Annotated in this window: 21 protein-coding genes and 1 tRNA gene; 12 read left to right on the forward strand and 10 right to left on the reverse strand. The window is 68.2% G+C overall.

Translation table 11 applies throughout. The features are described from left to right. Positions 1-68: 68 nt before the first annotated feature. Entirely contained in the window at positions 69-1,610 is a 1,542-nt protein-coding gene (hutH, locus tag HEP74_RS09725; protein WP_185816258.1) for a histidine ammonia-lyase, read from the reverse strand. Beyond that, positions 1,607-2,809 (reverse strand): imidazolonepropionase, encoded by a 1,203-nt coding sequence (gene hutI / locus HEP74_RS09730; protein WP_185816569.1) that lies wholly within the window; start codon positions 2,807-2,809, stop codon positions 1,607-1,609. Before hutI ends, hutH begins: the two co-directional genes overlap by 4 nt. A gap of 63 nt (positions 2,810-2,872) precedes the next feature. Between hutI and HEP74_RS09735 the strand changes: the two genes are divergently transcribed. The 3 genes from HEP74_RS09735 to HEP74_RS09745 all read left to right on the forward strand — a co-directional run bounded on the left by HEP74_RS09735 (position 2,873) and on the right by HEP74_RS09745 (position 7,205). Next, positions 2,873-4,270, forward strand: a complete 1,398-nt coding sequence (locus HEP74_RS09735) for a formimidoylglutamate deiminase (protein WP_185816259.1) — start codon at positions 2,873-2,875, stop codon at positions 4,268-4,270. Positions 4,271-4,310: 40 nt separating this feature from the next. Beyond that, a complete protein-coding gene (gene hutC / locus HEP74_RS09740) occupies positions 4,311-5,042 on the forward strand; it encodes a histidine utilization transcriptional repressor HutC (RefSeq protein WP_185816260.1) in 732 nt (243 codons plus the stop codon). A gap of 174 nt (positions 5,043-5,216) precedes the next feature. Beyond that, positions 5,217-7,205: an SDR family oxidoreductase gene (locus HEP74_RS09745; RefSeq protein ID WP_185816261.1), complete on the forward strand. Its 1,989-nt coding sequence runs from the start codon at positions 5,217-5,219 to the stop codon at positions 7,203-7,205. A 134-nt stretch (positions 7,206-7,339) separates the two neighbouring features. Here HEP74_RS09745 and HEP74_RS09750 read toward each other — a convergent pair whose 3' ends face one another. The 3 genes from HEP74_RS09750 to HEP74_RS09760 form a co-directional block, all read right to left on the reverse strand. Next, complete coding sequence (locus tag HEP74_RS09750) at positions 7,340-8,341, reverse strand: restriction endonuclease (protein ID WP_185816262.1); 1,002 nt, start codon at positions 8,339-8,341, stop codon at positions 7,340-7,342. Between the two features lie 201 nt (positions 8,342-8,542). Beyond that, the gene (locus HEP74_RS09755; protein WP_185816263.1) at positions 8,543-9,175 is read right to left on the reverse strand and encodes a phasin family protein; all 633 of its coding nucleotides are present in this window, start codon (positions 9,173-9,175) and stop codon (positions 8,543-8,545) included. A gap of 83 nt (positions 9,176-9,258) precedes the next feature. Next, positions 9,259-10,533 carry a patatin-like phospholipase family protein gene (locus HEP74_RS09760; RefSeq protein ID WP_185816264.1) on the reverse strand — a complete coding sequence of 425 codons (1,275 nt, stop codon included), beginning with the start codon at positions 10,531-10,533 and terminating at the stop codon, positions 9,259-9,261. Between the two features lie 87 nt (positions 10,534-10,620). On the opposite strand from HEP74_RS09760, the gene HEP74_RS09765 reads away from it, so the two are divergent. After that, complete coding sequence (locus HEP74_RS09765) at positions 10,621-11,340, forward strand: DUF8198 family protein (protein ID WP_185816265.1); 720 nt, start codon at positions 10,621-10,623, stop codon at positions 11,338-11,340. Between the two features lie 157 nt (positions 11,341-11,497). Here HEP74_RS09765 and HEP74_RS09770 read toward each other — a convergent pair whose 3' ends face one another. After that, positions 11,498-11,773, reverse strand: a complete 276-nt coding sequence (locus HEP74_RS09770; protein ID WP_185816266.1) for a polyhydroxyalkanoic acid system family protein — start codon at positions 11,771-11,773, stop codon at positions 11,498-11,500. 119 nt (positions 11,774-11,892) lie between these two features. Between HEP74_RS09770 and HEP74_RS09775 the strand changes: the two genes are divergently transcribed. Further along, a complete protein-coding gene (locus HEP74_RS09775; RefSeq protein ID WP_185816267.1) occupies positions 11,893-12,690 on the forward strand; it encodes an FHA domain-containing protein in 798 nt (265 codons plus the stop codon). Here HEP74_RS09775 and msrQ read toward each other — a convergent pair. Then, the gene (msrQ, locus tag HEP74_RS09780) at positions 12,659-13,288 is read right to left on the reverse strand and encodes a protein-methionine-sulfoxide reductase heme-binding subunit MsrQ (protein WP_185816268.1); all 630 of its coding nucleotides are present in this window, start codon (positions 13,286-13,288) and stop codon (positions 12,659-12,661) included. The two genes, HEP74_RS09775 and msrQ, sit on opposite strands and share 32 nt — an antisense overlap. A gap of 140 nt (positions 13,289-13,428) precedes the next feature. Then, positions 13,429-14,397, reverse strand: coding sequence for a protein-methionine-sulfoxide reductase catalytic subunit MsrP (msrP, locus tag HEP74_RS09785; RefSeq protein ID WP_185816269.1), 969 nt, complete (start codon positions 14,395-14,397; stop codon positions 13,429-13,431). 151 nt (positions 14,398-14,548) lie between these two features. On the opposite strand from msrP, the gene serC reads away from it, so the two are divergent. From serC to aroA, 3 genes are all read left to right on the forward strand, one after another. Then, on the forward strand, positions 14,549-15,634 hold the full coding sequence (gene serC, locus HEP74_RS09790; protein ID WP_185816270.1) for a 3-phosphoserine/phosphohydroxythreonine transaminase: 1,086 nt from the start codon (positions 14,549-14,551) through the stop codon (positions 15,632-15,634). 79 nt (positions 15,635-15,713) lie between these two features. Beyond that, the gene (pheA, locus tag HEP74_RS09795; protein WP_185816271.1) at positions 15,714-16,919 is read left to right on the forward strand and encodes a prephenate dehydratase; all 1,206 of its coding nucleotides are present in this window, start codon (positions 15,714-15,716) and stop codon (positions 16,917-16,919) included. Between the two features lie 388 nt (positions 16,920-17,307). Further along, entirely contained in the window at positions 17,308-18,621 is a 1,314-nt protein-coding gene (gene aroA / locus HEP74_RS09800; protein ID WP_185816272.1) for a 3-phosphoshikimate 1-carboxyvinyltransferase, read from the forward strand. Positions 18,622-19,042: 421 nt separating this feature from the next. On the opposite strand, the gene HEP74_RS09805 is transcribed toward aroA, so the two are convergent. Beyond that, positions 19,043-19,702: an energy transducer TonB gene (locus HEP74_RS09805; RefSeq protein WP_185816273.1), complete on the reverse strand. Its 660-nt coding sequence runs from the start codon at positions 19,700-19,702 to the stop codon at positions 19,043-19,045. Positions 19,703-19,844: 142 nt separating this feature from the next. Between HEP74_RS09805 and serS the strand changes: the two genes are divergently transcribed. The 3 genes from serS (at position 19,845) to HEP74_RS09820 (ending at position 22,949) form a co-directional block, all read left to right on the forward strand. Then, positions 19,845-21,125 carry a serine--tRNA ligase gene (gene serS, locus HEP74_RS09810; protein ID WP_185816274.1) on the forward strand — a complete coding sequence of 427 codons (1,281 nt, stop codon included), beginning with the start codon at positions 19,845-19,847 and terminating at the stop codon, positions 21,123-21,125. 577 nt (positions 21,126-21,702) lie between these two features. Then, positions 21,703-22,689, forward strand: coding sequence for a LysR family transcriptional regulator (locus HEP74_RS09815; protein WP_185816275.1), 987 nt, complete (start codon positions 21,703-21,705; stop codon positions 22,687-22,689). A 170-nt stretch (positions 22,690-22,859) separates the two neighbouring features. Next, a tRNA-Ser gene (locus HEP74_RS09820) sits at positions 22,860-22,949 on the forward strand. Positions 22,950-23,044: 95 nt separating this feature from the next. Here the strand turns inward: HEP74_RS09820 and HEP74_RS09825 are convergent. After that, a complete protein-coding gene (locus HEP74_RS09825; RefSeq protein WP_185816276.1) occupies positions 23,045-23,806 on the reverse strand; it encodes an AraC family transcriptional regulator in 762 nt (253 codons plus the stop codon). Positions 23,807-24,109: 303 nt separating this feature from the next. On the opposite strand from HEP74_RS09825, the gene leuA reads away from it, so the two are divergent. Then, the gene (gene leuA / locus HEP74_RS09830) at positions 24,110-25,789 is read left to right on the forward strand and encodes a 2-isopropylmalate synthase (protein WP_185816277.1); all 1,680 of its coding nucleotides are present in this window, start codon (positions 24,110-24,112) and stop codon (positions 25,787-25,789) included. Positions 25,790-26,060: the final 271 nt, after the last annotated feature.

Below are 26,060 nucleotides of genomic sequence, written 5' to 3' on the forward strand. Positions count from 1 at the left end.
GGAGCGGCTTCAGCCGCGACCGCGTTACCGGTAAGTCCCGGTCGCGGCTGAAGCCGCTCCTACTGGGGTCATGATCCGGAGGTTGCGTCGGGCAGGGACACATCGACCGCGCCCGCCAGCGCGCCATCGCGCACCAGCGCCGTGGCGGCCAGCATGTCCGGATGGAAATAGCGGTCGTCCTGCAGCGCCGGCACCTGTGCGCGCAGCAGCGCGCGCGCTGCTTCCAGCGCGGCGCTGGAGGTCAGCGGCGCATGGAAGTCGCAGCCCTGCGCGGCGGCGAGCAGTTCGATGCCGACCACGTTGGCCGCGTTCTCGGCCATCGCCAGCAGGCGGCGCGCGCCGTGCGCGGCCATCGACACGTGGTCTTCCTGGTTGGCCGAGGTCGGGATCGAATCGACGCTGGCCGGGTAGGCGCGCTGCTTGTTCTCCGACACCAGCGCCGCGGCGGTGACCTGCGGGATCATGAAGCCGGAGTTCAACCCCGGCTTGGGGGTCAGGAACGCCGGCAGCCCGGACAGCGCCGGATCCACCAGCATGGCGACGCGGCGCTCGCTGATCGAACCGATCTCGCACACCGCCAGCGCCAGCATGTCGGCGGCGAAGGCCACCGGCTCGGCGTGGAAGTTGCCGCCGGACAGTGCCTCGCCGGTATCGCTGAACACCAGCGGATTGTCGGACACGCCGTTGGCCTCGATCGCCAGCGTGGTCGCGGCCTGGCGCATCACGTCGAGCGCCGCGCCCATCACCTGCGGCTGGCAGCGCAGGCAGTAGGGATCCTGCACGCGCACGTCGTTGTCGCGGTGCGAGTCGCGGATCGCCGAACCGTGCATCAGCGCGCGCAGCGCGGCGGCGGTGGCGATCTGCCCATGTTGGCCGCGCAACGCGTGGATGCGCGGATCGAACGGGGTGTCCGAGCCCTTCGCCGCCTCGGTGGACAGCGCGCCGGCGACCAGCGCGGCATGGAACACGCGCTCGATCTCGAACAGCCCGGCCAACGCGTAGGCGGTGGAAAACTGGGTGCCGTTGAGCAGCGCCAGGCCTTCCTTCGCGCCCAGCGCCAGGGGCTGCAGCCCGGCCTGTGCCAGCGCCTGCGCGGCCGGCATGCGCTCGCCGTCGACGAAGGCCTCGCCGACGCCGATCATCACCGTGGCCAGATGCGCCAGCGGCGCCAGGTCGCCTGAGGCGCCGACCGAGCCCTGGCACGGCACCACCGGGATCACGTCGTGCTGCAGCAGCGCTTCCAGCAGCGCCAGCGTGGCTGGCCGTACACCGGAGGCGCCTTGCGCCAGGCTGGCCAGCTTCAGCGCCAGCATCAGCCGCACCACCGGCACCGGCATCGGCTCGCCGACCCCGGCCGCATGCGACAGCACGATATTGCGCTGCAAGGTGTCCAGGTCTTCGCGCTCGATGCGCACGCTGGCCAGCTTGCCGAAGCCGGTGTTGATGCCGTATACCGGCGCGCCCTTGGCGACGATCGCCTCCACCGTCTGCGCGCTGCGCAGCACCGCCTCGGCGCAGCCGGAATCCAGGCGCACGCCGGCGCCGCGGTACACGGCGCGCCACTGCGCCAGGTTCACTGCGCCCGGGCGCAGCACGATCTCGTTGCTCATTGTCCCCTCCAGATGCGCGCATGCAGCGGGTTGAAGCCCATGCGGTAGACCAGTTCGGCCGGTTGTTCGATGTCCCAGATCGCCAGGTCGCACTGCAGCCCGGCGCGCAACCGGCCGACCTGTTCATGGCGTCCGAGCGCGCATGCCGCCTCGCGGGTGAAGCCGGCGATGCATTCGGCCACGCTCATGCGGAACAGCGTCGCCGCCAGGTTCATCGCCAGCAGCGGGCTGGTCAGCGGCGAGGTGCCGGGATTGCAGTCGGTGGCCAGCGCGCGCGGCACACCGGCGGCGCGCAGCGCGGCGATCGGCGGCAATTGCGTGTCGCGGGTGAAGTAGAACGCGCCCGGAAGCAGCACCGCCACGGTGCCGGCGGCGGCCATCGCGGCGACGCCGGCATCGTCGAGGTATTCCACGTGGTCGGCCGAGCGCGCGCCGTAGCGCGCCGCCAGCGCTGCGCCGCCCTGGTTGGACAGCTGCTCGGCATGGATCTTCAGCGCCAGGCCATGCCGTTGCGCGGCCTGGAACACCTGCTCGGTCTGCGCCGGGGTGAAGGCCAGGTGCTCGCAGAACACGTCCACCGCCTCGGCCAGGCCTTGTGCGGCGACGGCGGGAATCATTTGCTCGCAGACTTCGTCGATGTAGGCCTGCGCCTCGGCGCCGGGTGGCACCGCGTGCGCGCCGAGGAAGGTGGGCGATACCGCGACCGGGCGCAGTTCGCCCAGCCGCCGCGCCACGCGTAGCATGCGCAGTTCGTCGTCCAGGGTCAGCCCGTAGCCCGACTTGATCTCCACCGTGGTCACGCCTTCGGCGAGCAGCGCGTCCAGCCGCGGCAGGCTGGCGGCGAGCAGCGCGGCTTCGTCGGCGGCGCGGGTCGCGCGCACGGTGGCGACGATGCCGCCGCCGGCACGGGCAATGTCGGCGTAGCTGGCGCCGAGCAGGCGCTGCTCGAATTCGCTGGCGCGGTTGCCGGCGTAGACCAGGTGGGTGTGGCAGTCGATCAGGCCTGGGCCGATCCAGCGCCCGCCGCAATCGACGCTATGCAGCGCGGCCAGTGGTGCCGGCAGCGCCGCGGCGGCGCCGGCATAGACGATGCGCCCGTCGCGGCAGGCGACCACGCCGTCGCGGACCAAGCCCAGCCCGCCGTCGTCGGCGTCCAGGGTCATCAGGTGAGCGTTGTGCCAGAGCGTGTCGCAGGGCATGGTCACGGGCGGGCTCGTCGGTTATTTTGTATATACAATATTGTGGTCGACGGAGGGTGTCCAGTGCAGACCCTGGCGCAGCAGCAGGTGGGCGGGAACGAGGCAACCAGCGCTTTCTGGTGCGCGCATGCGCTGCTGCCGGAGGGCTGGGCGCGCGACGTGCGGATCGAGGTCCGCAGCGGGCGCATCGCCGCGGTGCAGTCCGGCGTGGCCGCGGCGTTCGCCGATCGGACGCTGGCGATCGCGGTGCCCGGGCTGGGCAACCTGCACAGCCACGCCTTCCAGCGCGGCATGGCCGGGCTGACCGAGGTCGGCGGCCGCAGCGGCGACAGTTTCTGGAGCTGGCGCGAGCTGATGTACCGCTTCGTGCAGCGGCTGGACCCGGACAGCATGCAGGCCATCGCCGAACAGGCCTACGTGGAAATGCTCGAGGCCGGCTTCACCCGGGTCGGCGAATTCCATTACCTGCACCACGCCGCCGATGGCCGGCCGTATGCCGACCGCGCGGAGATGGCGCAGCGCCTGGCTGCTGCCGCCGATACCAGCGGCATCGGCCTGACCCTGCTGCCGGTGTTCTATGCGCACGCCGACTTCGGCGGCGCCGCGCCGAATCCGGCGCAGCAGCGGCTGATCCACGACCTGGACGGCTACGCCGAACTGCTGGACGGCAGCCGCCGCGCATTGCGCGGCCTCGACGATGCGGTGCTGGGCATCGCCCCGCACAGCCTGCGCGCGGTGACCCCGGACGAACTGGCCGCGCTGCTGCCGCTGTGCGACGGGCCGGTGCACATCCACATCGCCGAGCAGACCCGCGAGGTCGAGGCCTGTCTGGCCTGGAGCGGACAGCGGCCGGTGCAGTGGTTGCTGGCGCATGCGCCGGTGGATGCGCGTTGGTGCCTGGTCCATGCCACCCATGTCGATGCCGGCGAAGTGCAGGCGATCGCCGCCAGCGGCGCGGTGGTCGGTCTGTGCCCGATCACCGAGGCCAATCTGGGCGACGGGCTGTTCCCGATGCGCGCATTCGTCGAGGCCGGCGGGCGTTTCGGCGTCGGCTCCGATTCCAATGTGCTGATCGACGCGGCCGAGGAGTTGCGCCTGCTCGAATACGGCCAGCGCCTGCAATTGCGCGGGCGCAACGTGCTTGCCGGCGACGCCGCGCAATCCAGCGGCCGCTTCCTGTTCCAGTCCGCGGCGCAAGGCGCGGCGCAGGCGCTGGGCGTGACGCAGGGCCTTCAGGTGGGCGCGCCGGCCGATCTGGTCGAACTGGATCCCGCACATCCGGCGCTGTGCGCGCGCAACGGCGACGCCTTGCTCGACAGCTGGATCTTCGCCGCGCGGCGCGGCGCGGTGCGTTCGGTCTGGCGCAACGGCCGCGAGCTGGTACGCGACGGCCGCCATCACCGCCGCGAGGCGATCGCCGCGGCCTATGCGCGAGCGCTGACCGCGCTGTTGCACGCATGATCCGGCATCGTCTACGGAACGCTGCCGCGCAGGAGCGCCGATGAGCCAGTCCCCGCGCGCGGCGACGCTCAACCACCGCATCCGCAGCGACATCGAAGGCCGCATCCGCAGCGGCGAATGGCCGCCGGGCCACCGCATTCCGTTCGAGCACGAACTGATGGCCCAGTACGCCTGCTCGCGGATGACGGTCAATAAGGTGCTGGCGATGCTGGCCGACGCCGGCATGATCGAGCGCCGCCGCCGCGCCGGTTCGTTCGTGGCGCGGCCGCATCCGCACATGGAGCAGGTGGCGCTGGAGATCCCCGACATTCCGGTCGAGGTCGCCGCGCGCGGCCACGCCTATCGCTTCGAACTGCTGGAACGGCGCCAGCGCGCGCCGCGCGCCGAACTGCCGCAGGAGGCCGAGGTCGCCGCCGCCGGCACGCTGCTGTCGCTGCACTGCCTGCATTTCGCCGACGGGCGCCCGTTCGCGTTGGAGGAGCGGGTGATCAATCCGGTGGCGGTACCGGAAGCGCTGCAGATGGATTTCGCGGTTATCGTGCCCGGCAGCTGGCTGCTGCAGCACGTGCCGTGGACCCGCGCCGAGCATCGCATCAGCGCGGTCGGCGCCAACTCCGCGCAGGCGGCGCGGCTGCAGGTGGCGGCCGGCACCGCCTGCCTGCTGATCGACCGGCAGACCTGGCGCGGCGAACAGGCCGTCACCTTCGTGCGCCAGGTGTTTCTCGGCGACACCTACGACCTGGTCGCGCGTTTCTCGCCAGGCGTGCGTTGAGCACTGCGCGGCAGGCGAAAACCGCCGTGTCGCGGGCCGCCGATGCTGCGTTGCCGCACGCTGCGCGCACCCGCCGTACCCCAGCGTGCGTTTGTCCTGCCTGCCGCACTCTGGCAAGTTAGCGGCCAGGGACGGGGCGAGGGGCCGCGGCCGCAGCACGAGGAATGGTTCGGCATGACGTATTTCGTTACGGGCGCCACCGGTTTCATCGGCCGTTATCTGATGGCCAACCTGATGCGGCGCAAAGGCCTCATCCACGTCCTGGTGCGCAAGGAGTCGCAACGCAAGTTCGATGCGCTGGTGCGCGAGCAGGGCTGGGACGCCAAGCGCCTGGTCGTGCTGCACGGCGATGTCGGCGCCGACTGTTGCGGCCTGGACGAGGCGCAACGCAAGGCGCTGCACGGCAAGGTCAAGCACTTCTTCCATCTTGCCGCGCTGTACGACCTCACCGCCAAGGCCGAGGCGCAGCGCGTGGCCAATCTCGATGGCACCCGCAACGCGCTGGAGCTGGCGGCGCAGATCGGCGCCGGCATCTTCCACCACACCAGCTCGATCGCGGTGGCCGGGCTGTACCCGGGTATCTTCCGCGAGGACATGTTCGAAGAGGCCGAAGGCCTGGACGATCCCTACCTGCGCACCAAGCACGATGCCGAGGCGCTGGTGCGCGCGGAAACCCGGATCAAGTGGCGCATCTACCGCCCCGGCATGGTGGTCGGCGATTCGCGCACCGGCGCGATCGACAAGATCGACGGGCCGTACTACTTCTTCCCGCTGATCAAGAAGCTGCGCCAGCTGCTGCCGCCGTGGGCGCCGATGCTGGGCATCGAGGGCGGGCGCATCAACCTGGTGCCGGTGGATTTCGTCGCCGATGCGATGGACCACATCGCGCACAAGCCCAAGCTCGACGGCCACACCTTCCACCTCACCGACCCGGAACCGCTGCGCGTGGGCGAGGTGCTCAACGTGTTCTGCCGCGCCGGCCACGCGCCGGAGATGACCTTGCGGGTAGATGCGCGGATGTTCGCGTTCGTGCCGGCGGGCATCCGCGCCGCGGTCGGCGGGTTGCCGCCGATCCGCCGCTTCACCGGCATGCTGCTGCGCGATTTCCGCATCCCGCGCGAGGTGCTGAAGTTCATCACCTATCCCACGCGCTTCGACAGCCGCGAGACCGAGCGCGCGCTGAAGGGCAGCGGCATCGCCGTGCCGCGGCTGGAGGACTACGCCTGGCGCCTGTGGGACCACTGGGAACGGCACCTTGATCCGGATCTGTTCGTCGACCGCACGCTGAAGGGCAAGGTGCGCGGCAAGGTGGTGCTGATCACCGGGGGCTCCTCGGGCATCGGCCTGGCCACCGCGCAGCGCGTGGCCGAAGCCGGTGCCACCACCATCATCGTCGCCCGCGGCGAGCAGGAGCTGTTCGCCGCGCGCGATGCGATGAACGCCAAGGGCGGCAAGGTGTTCGCCTATACCGCCGACCTGTCCGACCTGGCCGGCTGCGATGCGCTGCTCAAGACCGTGCTCGACGCGCACAGCCACGTCGACGTGCTGATCAACAACGCCGGCCGCTCGATCCGCCGCTCGATCGAACTGAGCTACGACCGCTTCCACGATTTCGAGCGCACCATGCAGCTGAACTACTTCGGCAGCCTGCGCCTGATCATGGGTGTGCTGCCGGGCATGACCGGGCGGCGCAAGGGCCACATCATCAACGTCAGCTCGATCGGCGTGCTGGCCAATTCGCCGCGTTTCTCCGCCTACGTGGCCTCCAAGGCCGCGTTGGACGCTTGGAGCCGTTGCGCGCAGGGCGAGCTGTCCGGCAAGGGCATCAGCTTCACCACGGTCAACATGCCGCTGGTGAAGACGCCGATGATCGCGCCGACCAAGATGTACGACAGCGTGCCGACGCTGAGCGTGGAGGAAGCGGCCGACCTGATGGTCAAGGCGATCATCGAGCGCCCGAGCCGGGTGGCGACGCGGCTGGGCATCTTCGCCGCGCTGGTCAACGCGGTGGCGCCGAAGGCCTACGAGGTGGTGATGAACACCGCTTTCGAACTGTTCCCGGACTCGGCCGCGGCCAAGGGCGACCGCAAGGCGCTACGCGAGGCCAAGCCCAGCCAGGAGCAGATCGCGTTCGCGGCGTTGATGCGCGGAGTCCATTGGTGATGAGCCGGGATTGGGGATTCGGGATTGGGGATTCGTAAAAGCGGATTTGCCGCGCCGGATGCAAACAGCGGGACGATGGACTCGCAGCTGCCAACGCTCTTGCGAATCCCCAATCCCCAATCCCAAATCCCGGCTCAAAACGTCCTACATTGCCGCCAGCGCACCGGCTCGTCGTGGTCGGGGCGCGGGTTGAGCTGGATGCGCACGGTGCGCAGCGAGGGATAGCGTTCCACTTCCTTGCAGATCCGCGGCCACACCTGCGCATCGTCGCCGCTGCGGTCGATTACCAGCGTCAGCTGGGTCTGCCAGATGCCGCGGATCACGCCGGGCGTCTTGGCCAGGGCCTTGGACACCGACTGGCGATAGTCGGCTTCGGTGGCGGCGTCTGGCGCTGCGCTGGCCGGTTCGGCGTCGGCCACCGCCACGGTTGCCGGCGCTGTCGCGGCGGCGGGCGGGTTATTTAGCGCAGGCTGCGCCGCTGTCGGCTTGGGCTGGGCGGGGACGGGGAGCGCCGCGACGGATGTCGCGTCGGCGCTGCGCTGCTGCAGCGCCAGTCCGCCCAGTCCCACCAGCAGGCCCAGGGTCACTGCGGCCAACGCCGCGATCGCAGTATGCCGCTGCGCGCGCCGGCGGCTGGCGCCGATCACCCCATCTTCCAGTTCGCTGGGCAGGTAGCGCTTGAGCATCGGCCAGATGCGGCGGCCGTCGAGGATCTCCACCGACTGCTTGTCGGCCGCGGCGATGCCATCGCGCTGCACCTTGCCCTCGGTGACCAGGATGCCGCCCTGCGCGCCCATCAGTCGCGCCGCCGCGCCCAGTTCGTTGACCGCGGCCGAGCCGATCCGGTAGGCGCGGCCGTGCTTGCACGACAACAGCCAGCGCGCGTCGCCGCGGGTCATCACGAAATCGCTCTGCGGTTCCTGGGAAACGTCCTCGTCGGCCACCACGTCGTGCAGGTCGCGTTGCTCGCGCATCGCGCGCCGCACCATGCGCGAGAAATCGCGCCAATGCAGTCCGGCCAGGGCATGCAGCCCGGCGGTGGTCTCGTTCTCGCGGCGCCGGACCACCCACAGGTAGAGCGTGGCAGCGAGCCATGCTCCAACTGCCAAGACCGTTGCCGCTATCCAGGAAAACATGCTCGCACCCGCGTAACGCTATTCGATGACGCCAGTTTATCGCCAGCGTGTCACAGCGCCGGCAAGGCGACAGCGGGGAACGGCGGACAGGAGAAGACCCGCCAGTCCGAAGCCGAGAGGGGAGGGGAGCAAACGGTCTTCAGATGGACTGGCGGGTCCGTCCCGATTGTCGGAAAAAATCTGCTGCTTTGCAACAAAGCCTCATTCAGCCGATGCCGGCGCCGCTGCGCGCTTGCGGCTGGCGCGTTTCGGCGCGGGCGTGGCGCTGGCCACCACCGGACCGGCACGGCGCCGGGCCGGCGCTGCCTGCTTGGGCGGACGGGATTTGGGCGCGGCGGTCTTTGCCGCCTTCTTGACTGCCGGCGCCTTGGCCGGCGCCTGGCGTGCGCGGCGGCCGCTGCCCAGGTTACGCAGTTCGGCGTTCAAAGCGTCTACGCGATCGACCAGGGTGCCGAGGTCTTCGCGGCTGGGCACTTCCAGCCTGCGCAACGCGCGCTGCACCCGGTCCTCGAACACCTTCTCCAGCCGGTCCCAGGTATCGGCGGCGCGTTCGCGCGCCTGGCCGACCCGGTTCTCCACCACGTCGCGCACCGCATCGACGCCGCCGCCGGCCAGCTTGCGCGTGCTCTGCTCCAGGGTCAGGCCTTCCTTGACCAGGGTTTCGAACAGCTTGCCGCCTTCGGCTTGGGCGCGGCCGAACGCGCCGACCCCGGCCAGCCACACCTGCTGCGCGGATTCGCCCAGGCGCTTGGAAAGCTTTTCCGCCTGCGCCTGCAGGCCCTCGTCGGCGGCGGCAGTCTTCTTCTTGCGTGCGGATTTCTTCAGGGTGGCCATGACGGTGCGGTTCCTTCGGCGGTTGGGTGGCTGGATTCGAGACTCACGGCGTTGGTTAGAGTAATCACACCAGCGCCGGCGTCTCAGTCGGCGGAAAGCGGCGGCGCGCGCCGCGTGCGGCGGGTGGCGCGACGCCGGGCGATGACCTGGTCGACGTCGTCGAGCGCGCGGCGCAGGCGCGCGGTGGCTTCGGTGGTGCGCCCCGGCTGCACGTCCACGCCGTCGATGAAGGTGCGCTTGCGATCATTGAGGATCTGGTGACGCAGGGCGATGCCATGCGCGGCCAGCATCGGCTCCAGCACCTCGGCGTTGCGGCGCAGGTCGGCCAGGGTGTTGCGATAGGCCATCTGGCAGACGCGGTAGCGCGCGGCATAGCTGAACAGATTGGTGAAGAACAGCTCGCTGTTGTCGGCGTTGGGCTCGAACACCAGCTGGTCCACCCGCGGGTATTGCCGCGCGTACTTCTCCAGCCCGACCTGCATGCGCGACTGCAGCAGGGTGCGGAAGGTCTGCGACAGCACCGCCGGCAGGCCGCCGCTGAGCAGCCGCGCACGGTCGATCTGGCCATTGCGGCGTGGCGCGTGGGTGGCGTCGTAGGGCACCAGCGGGTTGATCCCGATCATCAGGTCGATGCCGCGCTCCAGCAGGGTGGAGGCGTGCATCGTGCGCCGCAGCGCGCCGTCGACGTAGTGGCGGCCGTCGATCTCCACCGGCGGATACAGCCCCGGCAGCGCGGCGCTGGCCTGCACCGCTAGCGAGATCGGCACCTGGTCCATGCCAGGTTCGCCGAAACGTACGGTGCGGCCGCTGTCCAGGTCCACCGCGACCACGAACAGATCGGTGTCCAGCGCGCGGAAATCGTTGCTGCGGCCGCGCCGGCTGAACACGTCCTGCATGAAGCGCTCGACCCCGGCGTTGTCGAACAGGCCGCTGGGCACCAGCCCGCCGAAGCGGGTGATCAGGTCCGACCAGCGGGTCTTGCGCGGCTCGGTCAGCAGGTCGTGCCACCAGCCATAGGCGAGCTTGGGCAGGGTCGCGGCGCGGCGCAGGTATTCGTAGACGTTGGGGCGCAGGAAATCCTCGGGCCGGAAGTGCGCATCGTCGCTGTTGCCGGTGACGAAGATCCGGCAGATCTCGGCGCTGCTGATGCGGTTGGCCAGGCCGGCGGTCAGGAACGCGCCGGAACTGACGCCGACGTAGCAATCCAGACGGGTCAGGTCGAGCCCGTCCAGGGCCTCGTCCAGCGCGCGCAGCGCGCCGAGTCCGTACATGCCGCCGATCGGGCCGCCGCCGGCGATGGCCAGGCCGATACGGCCGTGTGAACGGGGGCGTGGCGAGGCGCTGTGGAGGGAAAGCATGCGCGGTCCGCGAAGGGCGTTGGCCGGAGTGTAGCCGAGCGGCATGATGCTTGCGGTCACGCCCGCCGACCAGCATCATCGGCGCCCATGGCGCGCAGCAATCCCGTCCTGGAACGACTCGGCCGCCGACTGGCGTGGCATCAGGCCGTGCACGATCCGGCGCACGAGCCGCGCAATGCGCTGCGCTGGCTGCAGGAACTGCGGCGCTGGCAGACGCAGCGGCTGGAGCGCAGCTTCGAGCACTTCCTGGAGGACCCGCAGCGGCGCCCGGCGGCGATGTTCTTCCTGACCGACGTCTATGGCGACCGCGATTTCAGCCGGCGCGATGCCGACATCGTCAAGGTGCTGCCGATGATGCAGCGGCTGATGCCGGCCACGCTGCTGGACACGGTCGCCGACGGCATCGAACTGGGCGTGCTGACCCACGCGCTGGACCTGCGCATGGCCGAGGCGCTGCAGGCGCTGGCGCCGCGCCGCAAGCGCCTGGACGACGAGCTATACGCCGAGGCTTATCGGCACACCGGCCTGCGCCGCCTGCGCCTGCATCAGATCGACCTGATCGCCAGCGTCGGCCTGGGCCTGGCCGCCGCGGTGCACACCCCGGGCGTACGCATGCTGCTGCGCTTCGCGCGCGGCCCGGCCAAGGCGGCGGGGCTGTCGGAGCTGCAGGGCTTCCTGGAACGCGGCTTCGACGCGTTCTCCAAACTCGGCGACGCCGAAGGCTTCATCGGCGACATCGAGACCACGGAGCGCGAGGTCTCGCGGCGCCTCTTCGCCGGACACCCGCAGCCGTTCGCTTTCGACTGAGCGGGCCGCGGCTGTTCCTTCTCCCGCTGGGAGAAGTTGCCTCGCAGGGGCGGATGAGGGTACGGGCGGAGCCTCGCGCCCCCAAACTCCACGAGACGCTTTCGCGCCGTACCCTCACCCCCAACCCCTCTCCCGGTGGGAGAGGGGCTATTGCTGCTCAGGCCAGCTTTTCCGCCAGTACGCGGCGGATCTCGCTTTCCACCGTGCCCTTCAGTGCCGACAGCAGGAAGCCCAGTTCGGCGGTGACGTGCACCTGCTTGGGCAGCAGTTCGATGCGCCCGTCCACGCCGGAGCGCGAGAACAGCAGCGCATCGCCGTCCCAGCGCGATTCCAGGTCGAAACGTTCGGACAGTTTCTTGGCGGCGTCTTCGATCGCCTTGCGCGCCTGTGCGGGGGTCTTGCCGTGGTCGTGGCGGATGTCGATGCTGGACATGCTGGCTCCTGTGCGGGCGTGCGGCCCGCGGAAAAGATCAGGCATTGTGCGTATGCGCGGAGTGTTGTCCAGCCGCGGCGCGCTTCTTCAAGCGCGGGCAACCTGCTAGGCTCCCCGCCGTGCCCGACCTGCAAGTCCATTTCAGCAACCGCCAGCAACCCGACCGGCCCCTGCGCGCGGGCGTGCACCGCATCGTGCGGCAGGCGTCCGGGCATGTGCGCGTGGTCGAGGATACCCAGGGCGCCTTGCTGCTGGCGCAGTTCTGCCTGGACCGGCGCGGGCTGTGGCTGCAGGTGGCCAACGGCGCCCGCGGCATCCACGTGAACGGGCGTCCGGTGCGGCGCATGGCGCTGCTGCGCGCCGGCGATGCGGTCTATGCCGACGGTGTGGAAATGCTGGTGCTGGGCGTGTGCGAGCCCCTGCAGCGCCTGCCAGATGTGGCGGAAGGCGAGGGCGACGATCCGCGGCTGGTGCTGCGCGGCGTCGGCGGCCAGCACCATGGCCGCAGCTACACCCTGGACCGGGTGCGCAGCATCGGCCGCCTGCGCGACTGCGACATCTGCATCGACGACCCCGCCTTCGCCGAACGCCACGCGCGGCTGGAGCGGCATGGCGAACGCGTGCTGCTGCGCGGGCTCGGCGATGCGCAGACCCAGGTCAACGGCCATGCGGTACGCGATTGCTGGCTGCAGCCGGGCGACCAACTGGTGTTCGACACCCAGCACCGCTTCGTGCTGGAAGTGCCGCAGGCCGCGCCCGGCGAGCCGCTGAAGCACGATCCGGCCAGCGTCCCGCTGGCCGCCGCAGCGGAACCCACCCCGCGCCCGGCCACCGCGCTGCGCTGGCCATGGCTGCTGCTCAGCGCCTTGCTGCTGGCGGCTGCGCTCAGCGGGCTGCTGTGGTTCGGCGCGCGCTGAGCGCCCGCCAGCCGCGCCAGCCCAGCAGCAGCGCCAGGATCGCCGCGTACAGCAGCGGTTCGCGGATGTCCGATTTCACCAGCCACCAGAAGTGCAGCACCGCCAGCACGCCGATCGCGTAGATCGCCTTGTGCAGCTTGCCCCAATTGCGCTTGAGCCGGCGCATCCAGCCCTGGGTGGAGGTGATCGCCAGCGGGATCAGCAGCAGCCAGGCGATGAAGCCGACGGTGATGTACGGGCGCTTGACGATGTCCTCGAAGATCTGCGTCCAGTAGCCGCGCAGATCCAGGCCCAGGTACACGCTCAGGTGCACGCAGGCGTAGAAGAACGCGTACAGCCCGAGCATGCGCCTGAACCGCAGCAGCACCGATTGCCCGCTCAGCTGCCGCAGCGGCGTGATCGCCAGCGTCAGCAACAGCAGGCGCAACGCCCACAGCCCGGTGCGGTGCTCGATCTCGGCCACCGGATCGGCGCCGAGCGCATCGCTGCCGCTCTGCCACACCTGCCAGAACTGCCAACCCAGATAGGCCAACGGCACCAACGCGAGCGCATGCACCAGCGTCTTGGCCGCGATCAACGAAGCGGATGTCTTAGCCATGCGCCATCATCGAGCCGCGTTGCAGCGACAGGTGCGACCCGAAACCGCGGCGCGTCCAGACTTCATGCGCTTTCTGCAGCAAAACGAGGCGCCGCGCTCTTCCCATTCCCGATTCCCGGCTTCCCATTCCCAGCCTCTCCTCAATACCATTTCTTCAGATCCATCCCCGCATACATCCCCGCGACCTGTTCGGCATAGCCGTTGAACGGGCGGGTCGGGATGCGTTCGGCGAACAGCTTGCTGGCCTTGCCGGCGATGCGGCGTTCGGTCTTCTGGCTCCAGCGCGGATGGTCCACCGCCGGATTGACGTTGGAGAAGAAGCCGTACTCGGAGGCCTGCAACTCATGCCATGCGGTTTCCGGCATGCGCTCGACGAAGCGGATCTCGACGATCGACTTGATGCTCTTGAAGCCGTATTTCCACGGCACCACCAGCCGCAGCGGCGCGCCGTTCTGCTGCGGCAGCGGCTTGCCGTACAGGCCGGTGGCAAGCAGGGTCAACGGGTTCATCGCCTCGTCGATGCGCAGGCCTTCCTTGTACGGCCAGTCGATCGAGCGGTAGCGGATGCCGGGCATCTGCTGCGGATCGGCCAGCGTGGTGAAGGCGACGTACTTGGCCTTGGAGGTCGGTGCGAAGCGCTTGAGCACCGCGGCCAGCGGCACCCCCAGCCACGGGATCACCATCGACCAGCCCTCGACGCAGCGCAGCCGGTAGATGCGTTCCTCCGGCGTGTTGCCCTTGAGCAGGTCGTCCAGCGCCAGCGTGCCGGGCTTGTCGCATTCGCCGGACACCTTCACCGACCACGGCGCGGTGCGCAGGGTCTTGGCCGCCTTCGACGGATCGGTCTTGTCGGTGCCGAATTCGTAGAAGTTGTTGTAGCTGGTCACGTCCTCGTAGCGGGTCAGTTCTTCGCTGGTGCGAAAACCGCTGCGCGCCTGTTCCGGCGTCACCACGGTCTTCGGCGGGGCCGGCGGCTCGGCCTCGGCGCAGCCGACCAGGCCCATCGCCGGCGCCAGCGCCAGGGCCTGCAGCAGGCGCCGGCGGTCGCGGTAGACCGCCTCGTCGGTGATCTCGCGGCTGGGAATGTTGAGTGCATCGCGCAATGACATGGCTGACTCCTGGGGGGGCGGGCGACCGCTGGCGGCTTCTTGGCAAAGACTACGCTTGCGCGGGGCCGATGGATGCAAATGCAACCTAAATTGCCCGGGCCGCAAGCTGGTGCGCTGCGGCATACTAGGCGTCTTGTCCGATAGGTGCCCCATGACACGCGCGTTCAATTTCAGTGCCGGCCCCGCTGCATTGCCGGAATCGGTCCTGCGCCAGGCGCAGGCGGAGATGTTGGAGTGGAACGGCGTGGGCGCCTCGATCGTGGAGTTGAGCCACCGCGGCGCCGAGTTCATGGCGGTGGCGGCCGAGGCCGAAGCCGACCTGCGGCGCCTGATTGGCATCTCCGACGATTACGCGGTGCTGTTCCTGTCCGGCGGCGCCACCACCCAGCAGGCGCTGCTGGCGCTGAATTTCGCCGCGCCCGGGCAGACCGTGGACTACGTGGTGACCGGGCACTGGGGCAAGACCGCGATCAAGCAGGTCGCTCCGTACGCCAACGTGCACGTCGCCGCCAGCAGCGAGGCCGGCGGCTTCCATGACATCCCGCCGCGCGCCAGCTGGCAGCTCAGCGCCGATGCCGCCTACGTGCACGTCACCGCCAACGAGACCATCCACGGCGTGGAGTTCCGCGACGCGCCGGACGTGGGCGCGGTGCCGCTGTTCGCCGATTTCAGTTCCAGCATCGCCGCCGAGCCGATCGACGTGTCCAAGTACGCGGTGATCTACGCCGGCGCGCAGAAGAACCTGGGGCCGGTCGGGGTGGCGGTGGTCATCATCCGCAAGGACCTGTTGCAGCGCAGCGGCCAGCCGCGCGCCGACATCTTCGACTACCGCTCGCACGCCGCGCGCGATTCCATGCTCAACACGCCGCCGACCTGGAACTGGTACCTGGCCGGGCTGGTGTTCAAGTGGATGCTGGCCGAGGGCGGGGTGGAGGAGTTCGCGCGCCGCAACCAGGCCAAGTCGGCACTGGTGTACGCGGCGATCGACGGCTCCGGCGGCTTCTACCGCAACGCCGTGGTGGCAGACGCGCGCTCGCGGATGAATATCCCGTTCTTCCTGCCGGACGAGACCCTCACCGCGCGCTTCGTCGCCGAATCCAAGGCCGCCGGATTGCTGGCGCTGAAGGGCCACAAGGCGGTCGGCGGCATCCGCGCCTCGCTGTACAACGCGATGCCGGTGGCCGGCGCGCAGGCGCTGGTCGCCTTCATGCGCGACTTCCAGCAACGCAACGGCTGAGCCATCCCCACTGTAGGAGCGGCTTCAGCCGCGACCGGATGCCTCACAGGCACTCCGGAACATCGAGGAACCACCATCCATGGCCGCAAAGCCGAAGAAATCCCCAGCCACAGACGCGAAGCCGGCCAAGCCGAAGAAATCCCCAGCCACAGACGCGAAGCCGGCCAAGCCGACCTCGACGGCCATCGCCAAGCCCGCAGCCGCGGCGCCGGCGCTGGCCGACGTGCGCGCCAAGATCGATGAGATCGACCGCACCATCCAGGCGCTGATCGCCGAGCGCGCGCAGTTCGCGCACCAGGTCGGCAAGGCCAAGGGCAAGCTCGCCGCGGCGGTGGACTACTACCGCCCCGAGCGCGAGGCGCAGGTGCTGCGCATGGTGGTGGACCGCAACCAGGGTCCGCTCAGCGACGAAGTGCTGGTGCACGTGTTCCGCGAGATCATGTCCGCCTGCCTGGCGCAGCAGGAGCCGCTGAAGATCGGCTATCTCGGCCCGGAAGGCACCTTCAGCCAGCAGGCGGTGCTCAAGCATTTCGGCCGCTCGGCGGTGGGCCTGCCGATGGCGACGATCGAGGAAGTGTTCCAGGAAGTGGAGAGCGGCAACGCCGATTTCGGCGTGGTGCCGGTCGAGAATTCCGGGCAGGGCACGATCCAGGTCACGCTGGACATGTTCCTGACCTCGAACCTGAAGATCTGCGGCGAGACCGAGCTGCGCGTGCACCAGTATCTGCTGTCGCGCACCGGCCGGCTCGATGCGATCGAGCGCATCTATGCGCATCCGCAGTCGTTCGCGCAGACCGCCGGGTGGCTGCGCGCGCATCTGCCGAAGGTGGAGAAGATCCCGGTGTCGAGCAATGCGGAGGGCGCGCGGCGCGCGCGCAATGCGGAGGATGCGGCGGCGATCGGCGGGGAGAGTGCGGCGCATGTGTACGCGCTGAAGAAGGTGATCATGAAGTCGATCGAGGACGACGACGACAACACGACGCGCTTCCTGGTGATCGGCCGGCAGATCTTTCCGCCGTCGGGGCACGATCGCACGTCGGTGTTGGTGTTCATCCACGACAAGCCGGGTGCGCTGTTCGATGTGCTGAGTCCGTTCGCGCGGCATGGGATCAGCATGAACCGGATCGAGTCGCGGCCTTCGCATCAGGCGAAGTGGGAGTATGGGTTCTTCATCGATCTGGCCGGGCATGTGGAGGACGAGTCGATGAAGCAGGCGTTGGCGGAGTTGAAGGCGCATTCGGCGCAGATCAAGGTGTTAGGGTCTTATCCTGTGGCGGTGCCTTGATCGTTCTGATGCAGCTGGCGTAGCTGCAGAACCGAAGCAAGGGCAATAGCAAGAGCTTTCGCGCGTTGCGCGACTTACTTTTCTTTGTACGGCCAAAGAAAAGTAAGCAAAAGAAAGGCCGCCCCAGTCGGGTCGCCCCGCGCTGCGCGCGGGGTCCGCGAGCAACCTGGGATTTTTCGATGGCACATCCATGTGCCAGCGAAAAACGACGCGCATCCTGCGCGCCGCCCCTGCGGGGTTGTTCCCAGGCTGCTCGCCGACCCTCAATGGGGACCCCTGAAGAGCAAACGGCAACAGCTGCAGCAACGGCAACGTCAAAATCAACGGCAGTAGCAAGATCAACAGCGAGGCCCGCTTGCGGGTGACGACGGCAATCTCAGGAACGGTGATGAGCAACGAGCAGTACTGGATCGCGACGAAGGGCTCTGCTTTGCAGGGGACGTTGAATGTGCCGGGCGACAAGTCGGTCTCGCATCGGGCGGTGATGTTCGCGGCGCTGGCCGATGGGGTGTCGCATATCGATGGGTTCCTGGAGGGCGAGGACACGCGGTCGACCGCGGCGATCTTCGCCAGGCTCGGGGTCAGGATCGAGACGCCGTCGCCGTCGCAGCGGATCGTCCACGGGGTCGGCGTCGATGGCTTGCAGGCGCCGCAGGGCGAACTGGATTGCGGCAATGCCGGCACCGGGATGCGGCTGCTCGCCGGCTTACTGGCCGCGCAGCCGTTCGATAGCGTGCTGGTCGGCGACGCGTCGCTTTCGAAGCGGCCGATGCGCCGGGTGACCGAGCCGTTGGCGCTGATGGGCGCGCGCATCGATACCGATGCCAACGGCGTGCCGCCGCTGCGTATCCATGGCGGGCAGCCTTTGCACGGCATCGAGTTCGTCTCTCCCGTAGCCAGCGCCCAGGTCAAGTCGGCGGTGCTGTTGGCCGGGCTGTATGCCGACGGCGTCACCTCGGTGCAGGAACCGCATCCGACCCGCGACTACACCGAGCGAATGCTGTCCGCGTTCGGCGTGGAGATCGCGTTCGAACCAGGCCAGGCGCGCCTGCGCGGCGGCCAGCGGCTGCGCGCCACCGACATCGCGGTGCCGGCCGATTTTTCCTCGGCGGCGTTCTTCATCGTCGCCGCCAGCATCGTTCCCGGTTCGGACATCACCCTGCGCGCGGTCGGCCTCAATCCGCGCCGCACCGGCCTGCTCGCGGCGCTGCGGCTGATGGGCGCGGACATCGTCGAGCACAATCACAGCGAACACGGCGGCGAGCCGGTGGCCGACTTGCGCGTGCGCTACGCGCCGCTGCGCGGGGCACAGATTCCCGAAGCGGTGGTGCCGGACATGATCGATGAGTTCCCGGCGCTGTTCGTCGCCGCGGCCGCCGCGCAGGGCCAGACCGTGGTCACCGGCGCGGCCGAGCTGCGGGTCAAGGAGTCCGACCGCCTGGCCGCGATGGCCACCGGCCTGCGTAGCCTGGGCATCGTAGTCGACGAGACGCCCGACGGCGCCACGATCCATGGCGGCCCGCTGGGGGGCGGGGTGATCGAAAGCCATGGCGACCATCGCATCGCGATGGCGTTCGCCATTGCCGGCCAGCTGGCCGATGGCGAGGTGCGGATCAACGATGTGGCCAACGTGGCGACCTCGTTCCCTGGTTTCGACACACTGGCGCGCAATGCGGGATTCGGGTTAGTCGCTGCCGAATGAAGAGTGGCCGCGGCCTGCAGAGCGCAGGCCGCGGCGCGTAAATCTCGCGGAATCGATTGTCAGGCGGCCGGCGATCTGGCGAGTGCGCGGCTACGGAGCGCGCGGTGGATCGTTGGCAGGCGTTGCCGGGGCCGGGGTATTGGCGGGGACCTGGTCTGCGCGATCGCGGCTCAGCCACCAGCCGCCGGCCGTCAGTACCAGCGCGACCACAATGATCCATGCCCAAGGTGAGCCGCGATGGGCATGCGAACGTGAGCCGGCATCGGTTTCCCGCGAGCGCGAGTACAACTCCTGGGTATCGTGCGGTCTCGACATAGTCGTGCTCCTTCGTCTTGAGGACGCGACTAGTCTTGCCTCGATCCTGTTCAGGGTGTGTCAGCCACCTGTGAACGCGCGGCGCGTGCCGCAAGCTTGGTTCAGCTTACTGAGCCGGCTTGAAATCGAACGGAATCTCGAGGCTGCCGGCGACCGCCTGGCCTTTTTGCTGCGCCGGGCGGAAGCGCCAGCGGCGCACGGCTTCCATCGCCGCGCGATCCAGTTCGCGGGAACCGCTGCGTTTGACCAGGGCCACGCCACCGGGGGTGCCGCTGGCATCCACCTCGACCCGCACCACCACCGTGCCGCTGTCGCCACGGCGCAAGGCCGCCGACGGATAACGCGGCGGCGGTTGCCCTTCCAGCGGCACCGGACGATCGCCCGGCGCCAGCGCGGTGCCGTTCGTCCCCGCAGCAGCGCCTTCGGTGCTGCCCGGCACCGGCGCCATCGCATCGGCGGGACGCGGGGCAGGCGGCGCGGTCTCGACCAGTTTCGGCGCATCTTCCGCTGCCGGCGGCTTGGCCTGCGGCATGTCGCTGGCGCCGCTGCCGGCGGGCAGGGGTTCGGGCAGCGGCTTGATCTCCGCCGTATCCTGCTGCACCTGCGCCGGCTGCGGCTTGTAGAAGTCGTTGTCCTTGCGCCCGACCAGCCATACCGCCAGAAACAGCAGCAGGCCTGCGCAGAAGGCGATGCCGACGATCACGAGGAGGCGGCGCGGCAGGCGCAGCACGATGCCGGTGTTGGAGGACGGAGGCGACGTGGACATGGGACTCACCGTAGGGAACCGCTGGATTCTGGCATAGCCGCGGTTAATCGGGTGCGCAGCGGGGCGCGGCCTCCTTAGTTTCGGCAAAAGCGCGGCCGACAGGCGATAATGCGCGGCTCCGATCCATCCACGTGCCGCGCCCATGCTCGATCCCGTCCTGCTCCGCCAACAGCCCGCCGATCTCGCCGAGCGCCTGCGCACCAGCCGCGGCTATGCGCTGGACGTGGCCGCCCTGGAAGCCCTGGAGGCCGACCGCAAGCGCATCCAGGTGCGGACCCAGGAACTGCAGAGCCTGCGCAACAGCCGTTCCAAGGCGATCGGCCAGGCCAAGGCCAAGGGCGAGGACGTAGCGGCGCTGATGGCCGAAGTCGCCGGATTCGGCGACGAACTGAAGGCCTCCGAGCAGCGCCTGGACGAGATCCGCGCGCAGTTGGAGACGCTGGCGCTGGAGATTCCCAACCTGCCGCAGGCCGACGTGCCGGCGGGCAAGGACGAGGCCGACAACGTCGAGGTACAGCGCTGGGGCACGCCGCGTACCTTCGATTTCGAGGTCAAGGATCATGTGGAACTGGGCGCGCGCCATGCCTGGCTGGACGGCGAGACCGCGGCCAAGCTGTCGGGCGCGCGCTTCACCGTACTGCGCGGGCCGATCGCGCGCCTGCACCGTGCGCTGGCGCAATTCATGCTCGACCTGCACACCGGTCCGCACGAATACCAGGAAACCAACGTGCCGGTGATCGTCAACGCCGACAGCCTGTACGGCACCGGTCAGTTGCCCAAGTTCGAAGAGGACATGTTCGCCACCCAACTCGGCGAGCAGAAGCGCTACCTGATCTCCACCTCGGAAATCTCGCTGACCAACCTGGTCCGCGACGAGATCGTCGAGGCCGAGCGCCTGCCGCTGCGCATGACCGCGCACTCGCTATGCTTCCGCTCCGAGGCCGGCAGCGGCGGCCGCGACACCCGCGGCATGATCCGCCAGCACCAGTTCGAGAAGGTGGAACTGGTCAGCATCTGCCGTCCCGAGGACAGCGCCGCCGAGCACGAACGGATGACCCGCTGCGCCGAAGTGGTGCTCGAAACGCTGGGGCTGCCGTACCGCAAGGTGCTGCTGTGCACCGGCGACATGGGCTTCGCCGCGACCAAGACCTACGACCTGGAAGTCTGGCTGCCGTCGCAACAGACCTACCGCGAGATCTCCTCATGCTCCAACTGCGGCGATTTCCAGGCGCGGCGCATGCAGGCGCGCTGGCGCAATCCCGCCACCGGCAAGCCGGAACTGCTGCACACGCTCAACGGCTCCGGCACCGCGGTCGGCCGCGCGATGATCGCGGTGATGGAGAACTACCAGAACGCCGACGGCTCGATCGACGTGCCCGACGCGCTGCGTCCGTACATGGGCGGTATCGACCGCATCGGTTGAGCCGCAGGCTCTGCGCACGCTGCGCAGCGGCCGGTCTTGCGGCAGTATCCGGCGGCATCTGTGGGAGCGACTTCAGTCGCGACGGGCATTACCGAGAAAGCTTGTCGCGACCGAAGTCGCTCCCACAGTCGTTGCCAGTTGACGAAAACCGCTCCGGCTCGGCGTGCTGCGCCTGGCCGCTGTGCGGACGCGGTGGCTGCGCATTCGCCCACCCCTAGGCAGGATTGCCATCCGACCTGGCATCACCGGCACTTCGCTCGTCTGCGTTCGGGGGCCAGGCGCGTTCGATCGTATCGGCGCACCGGCAACCAAGACGCCGTTGCCGCTCCATGCTTGAATCGCTGCGAACGGACCTAGCAGCCACTGGCTGATGCAAAGCACAGGGCCGGGTAGGGCATTCACCTGATCGCGCTGTCGCAAAGCGGGAGACCGCTGTGGTCGTTGCTGCCGGAACGGGCCGCCGCGGCTACGCTCGCAATGCGCCATGCCAGGCGGGGCCGATTGCACAGCCTTGATCGTTGTGGGAGTAGAATGAACCCAACGCGATTTCATCCATCGTTCTAAATATCGAAAGAACATGCACGATCTCAACGACCTGTACTACTTCGCGATGGTGGTCGATCACGGCGGTTTTGCCGCCGCCGAGCGCGCCCTGGGCATTCCCAAGTCGCGCCTGAGCCGCCGCATCAGCCAGCTGGAAACCGATCTGGGCGTGCGCCTGCTGCAGCGCTCCACGCGCCGCTTCGCGGTCACCGACCTGGGCATGAACGTGCATCGCCATGCGCAGACGATGTTGGCCGAGGCGCAAGCCGCGCGCGAGGTGGTGGACCGGCTCAGCGCCGAGCCACGCGGCCTGGTGCGGGTCAGCGTGCCGGTGTCGCTGGCGCAGATGCAGCTGCCCAAGCTGCTGCCGATGTTCCTCGACCAATACCCGAAAGTGCGCCTGCAGCTGAACATCAGCAACCGCCGCGTGGACATCATCAACGAAGGCTACGACGTCGCGTTGCGCGTGCGCTCGCGCCTGGACGACGACGGCAGCCTGGTGATGCGCAGCTTCGGCCAGGTGCAGGAACTGCTGGTCGCCAGTCCCAAGTACCTTGACCGCGCCGGCCGTCCGAAGGATCCGGAAGAACTGGCTTCGCACGTGACCTTGAGCATCAGCGAGGACGAGGCAAGGCAGCGCTGGGAACTGCACGGACCGGCCGGCGAAGTGCGCCGCGTCGACCTGCAGCCACGCGTGGCCGGCTTCGACTTCCCGCTGTTGCAGTCGATGGTCAAGGACGGCTTCGGCATCACCCTGCTGCCGGAAACGGTCTGCGCCGACGCCGTGCGCAACGGCGAACTGGAAGTGGTGCTGCCGGAATGGTCGCTGCCGCAGGGCATCTGCCACGCCGTGTTCGCCTCGCGCCGCGGCCTGCTGCCGGCGGTACGCGTGTTCATCGACTTCCTCGCCGAGCACCTGCCGCGCCAGATCGAGGCCTCGCGCCTGGACTGCAGCGGCTGCCCGGAACGGATCAAGGTCAAGCATTCGACCCTGGGCGCGATGGCGGTCGAGGCCGGCTGAGCAAAACCGGCGCGGCCGTGCGAAAATGCGCGGCCGCACGCTGGCGCAGCATCGCGATGTCTTTGGCGATGCGGCCGCCAACGTTGCACGATGATGTTGCGGCTGAAAGAGCAGGGCACGGGCACTATCCTGCATGCGTTCGTCCAGCGTGACGCAGTCTGGTTGCAATCGGAGAGATGGCCGAGCGGTTTAAGGCACCGGTCTTGAAAACCGGCGAAGGGTCAAACCTTCCGTGGGTTCGAATCCCACTCTCTCCGCCACTTTGGGAAGCCAGAAGTAAATCGGGAAACGAGCCGATGCATCTTCGCTTGCCTTCCCGGCTGTGCGTCTTCCAGTTGAAAACCGCCGAAGTCCCTCAGCGCTCCGGATCCACGGAGAAGTAGTCGCTCGGCGAACGTCCAAGCGAGCGCCGGAACGCTGCGGAAAATGCGCTCGGGCTGTCGTAACCGCATTCGAGCGCGATGCCGAGGATGCCGCGTCCGTCGGCCAGTAGGGTCAGGGCATGCAGCATGCGCGCCTGTTGTCGCCAGCGGCCGAAGCTCATGCCGGTCTCGCGCTGGAACGCGCGGATGAAGGTGGCCCGGCTCATGTTGAGCGTGGCCGCAGCCTCCACGATGCTCATCTCGCCCGACGGATCGCCGCGCACGCCTTCGCACAGTCGCGTCAGTCCCGGGTGCCTCGGCGCAGGCAGGTTGAGTGCCTGCGCCGGCAGGAACGACAGTTCCATGAGCAGCAAGCGGATCACGGCCACCGCCATGTCGTTGCTAGCGTGCTTGCCGGCGAGCTCGGCGAGCTTCAGGATCAATTCGCGCAATAGCGGCGTGACCTCGACAACCATGCATTCGTCGGGAAGCCCTGCGATATCCTTGCCGCCGATCAGCAGCGAGCGGAAGCGGATCCCCGAATGCGTGGCAGTCGTGTGCTCCATGTGCGGCGGCAGCCACACGGCGCGGCTGGGCGGCACCACCCAGGTTCCGCGCTCCGTCGTTACCGAGATGACGCCGCTGATCGCATAGAGCAGTTGCGCCTGGGCGTGGCGATGCTTCCCGCTCGTGTAGCGGGGGCCGTCATGGGCGATGACCGCGATTGCGTCGGTGACGTTGACGCCGTCTTTCACGCTGTGATCCTTTTGCGATGATCGTTGATCTTAGCGCGAAGGAATATCAGGCGCGCAGCCAATAGAGTGGTTTCTCCTCGAAAGCACGAGGTCTCGCTGGTGGTCGTAGCAACGCACTGCTTCGATAAGTTTGGGACGTCGCGTCTTGCGGTACCGCCGGCCGTGCCGTGGTCGCGCGTTCCACTTCCTGCATACGCTGCGACGTTGGCTTCGGTCGTCGGGAAATGACCGTTACTCAACGCGCGCCCGTTCGCAGCGTGCCTGCATTCCGCCATTTGCATTTGCCAAGCGACCGATCACGCCATGTTGAACAATCCTGAAGCCAAGTATCGTCCCTTCGTCTCGACCATCGAGCTGCCCGACCGCACATGGCCGGCGCGGACGTTGACGCAGGCGCCGCGCTGGCTGTCCACGGATCTGCGCGATGGCAACCAGTCGCTGGCCAATCCGATGGATGTCGAGCGCAAGCTGCGTTTCTACACGCTATTGCTCGACGCGGGCTTCAAGGAAATCGAGGTCGCGTTTCCATCTGCTTCGCAGACGGATTTCGATTTCGTACGGACGTTGATCGAACAGGACCGCATTCCCGACGATGTGAGCATCCAGGTGTTGACGCAAGCGCGCGCCGATCTGATCGCGCGCACCTTCGCGTCGCTAGCGGGCGCGAAACGGGCGATCGTCCACCTCTATAACGCGACCGCGCCGCTGTTCCGGCGCGTGGTGTTCGGCATGCAACGGCATCAGATCGTCGATCTCGCCGTAAGCGGCGTCACCGCCATGCTGGAAGAGAGCCTGCGGCGACCGCAAACCGAGTGGACGTTCGAATATTCGCCGGAAACGTTCTGCTTCACCGAGCCGGAGTTCGCGCTGGAGATCTGCGAACGGGTGCTCGACGTATGGCAGCCGACAAGGGAGCGCCCGGCGATCCTCAATCTGCCGGCGACGGTGGAAGTGGCGATGCCGAACGTCTATGCCGACCAGATCGAGTGGTTCTGCCGGCATATTTCCCGGCGCGATGCGGTAATCATCAGCGTGCATCCGCACAACGACCGCGGAACCGCGGTGGCCGCCGCGGAACAGGCGATGCTCGCCGGTGCGCAGCGTGTCGAAGGATGCCTGTTCGGCAATGGCGAACGCACCGGCAACGTCGATCTGGTCACCCTGGCGCTGAACCTTTACACCCAAGGCATCGATCCCAAGTTGCATTTCCCGTCGATCCGGAAGGTGGTGGAGACAGTGGAATATTGCAACGGATTGCCGGTGCATCCGCGTCACCCCTATGTCGGCGAACTGGTCCACACCGCGTTCTCCGGCTCGCATCAGGACGCGATCAGGAAAGGCTTCGCCGCACGCGAAGGCCGCGTCGATGGCGTGTGGGAAATGCCTTATCTGCCGATCGATCCTGCCGACATCGGCGAGAGCTACGAGGCGGTGATCCGCGTCAACAGCCAGTCCGGCAAGGGCGGCGTCGCCTGGGTCATCGAGCAGGACAAGGGCCTGCGGCTTCCGCGCGCAATGCAAATCGATCTGAGCAAGCGCGTGCAATCGCTCGCCGAGCGCATGAATCGGGAATTGTCGGTCGAAGACATCTGGGCCGAGTTCGTGCGCGCTTACCATCTGGACGATGCCGACACGTATCAGCTCGTCGACGAACAAAGTGGGCAGAACGCAGATTCCGGTCCGGAGCGGATGTTCTCCGGTCGCATCCGCCATCGCCATCGCGGTCGCGATATCCGCGTCACCGGATGCGGCAACGGTCTCTTCCCGTCGATGCTCTCCTCGCTCGCAGAAGCGTTCGGCATCGCGCTCGACGTGGTGGATCACCAGGAGCATGCGCTGCGGCGTGGTGGGGATGCACAGACGGTGGCGTATCTGCAGTGCGTGCGCCCCGACGGTGGCCATGTGTTCGGCATCGGGATCGATGCCGATGCCGCAACAGCAAGGGTGAGGGCAGTGCTCAGCGCCGCGAGCGCAGCGGCATGAACCGACTGCGCGTCGGAATTTCCTTGCGCGTAGCGCACAAGTTCGTCCGAATCGAAATAGTCCACGCTTGAACGGCTGTGCCGCCCCAGCGTTCCGCATGCTGGAAACGTTCGCATGTCGAGGGCCGCCACGCTGCCGGCGACCATGCGTGTGGGAGTGTCGGGCGCAACGCGCGGCGCGGAGTCGGAAAATGCCGGTCCAGCGTGCCGCGCGACTGCTGTATCTCCATTCGGATTTGGCGTCGAGCGAGGTCAGGGAAATCTGACCCGAC

Origin of the sequence: Xanthomonas sp. SS, assembly GCF_014236835.1 — a bacterium.
Taxonomy (GTDB): domain Bacteria; phylum Pseudomonadota; class Gammaproteobacteria; order Xanthomonadales; family Xanthomonadaceae; genus Xanthomonas_A.